This is a genomic window from Aquimarina megaterium XH134 (assembly GCF_000520975.1).
In the GTDB taxonomy this organism is placed as follows: domain Bacteria; phylum Bacteroidota; class Bacteroidia; order Flavobacteriales; family Flavobacteriaceae; genus Aquimarina; species Aquimarina megaterium.
The window spans coordinates 1-902 of the sequence record NZ_JACB01000126.1 but is presented as its reverse complement, the minus strand read 5'-3'; the positions used below and the strand labels follow the sequence as shown (position 1 = coordinate 902).

At 31.6% G+C, this 902-nt stretch carries 1 protein-coding gene; it reads left to right on the top strand.

The features are described from left to right. Positions 1-125: 125 nt before the first annotated feature. On the top strand, positions 126-902 hold a 777-nt coding region (locus tag Z053_RS29570), incomplete at its 3' end, for a hypothetical protein (RefSeq protein WP_035097243.1).

The window sequence follows — 902 nt, the reverse complement described above, 5'->3', positions numbered from 1 at the left end:
GTGCCTTCTGGAGTATATGCCATAGTAATAGAAACACCATATGGAAATGATATTAGAAAAGTAATTGTGGAATAATTGATAAGTAGTATCTTAATGATGATAGTAAAATGATATAAAATCTAAAAATGAAAAAAATAACATTTATAGTGTTTTTTTTAATGACTTACATTGGGTTTTCTCAAGATTATGGGTTTCTGTTTAAAACAGAAGTTCAGGCAACTGCACACGCTAACTTATTTAGCGCCAGTGTAGTAACTGATTCGCCTGAGGTTTATCCGGGTATAGGGTATAACTCTACTCCACAAAATGTAGGTAGCATTTACTATGATTTTATTGAATTAAATAACAATTTCAATACTGCCACTGTTAACCTTTACAGCCATTGGATCTCTCTTAGTGACCCTGTTTCCTGTAATTCTGACGATACCTACACGTATACAAGAAATGAGTTTATAAACAATTTGGTCGGATACAATACTAAAGATTGTAATTTTTTTACAATTGTATACCCAATTCACATTATTGAACCTTCAGCAAATGAATTCTGCCCTGATCAAGAGATCGTTCTAAAATATGGATACCATTGGCAATTTAGTTTTGATGGTATAAACTGGAATTCTTTCCCTACATCCCTTAATACAAAAAGGGTAACAAGTTTTACGCTAAAAGAATTGTTTAGTCTAAGTGGAATTCCTGATAGTCAATGGCAAAGTGAATCTAATATTAAATTCCAAACCGGATATGGAACAGAATTCACAAATATTAGAAACATAACAATCATTAATTGTTCACCCAAACTAGATGGTCCTATAATTGACATCCAGCCTTCATGTAGTAATAGTATTAATCTTAATGATAATGACAATGGTAGTTTTACCGTTACTTTTGATAGAGAACTTGAT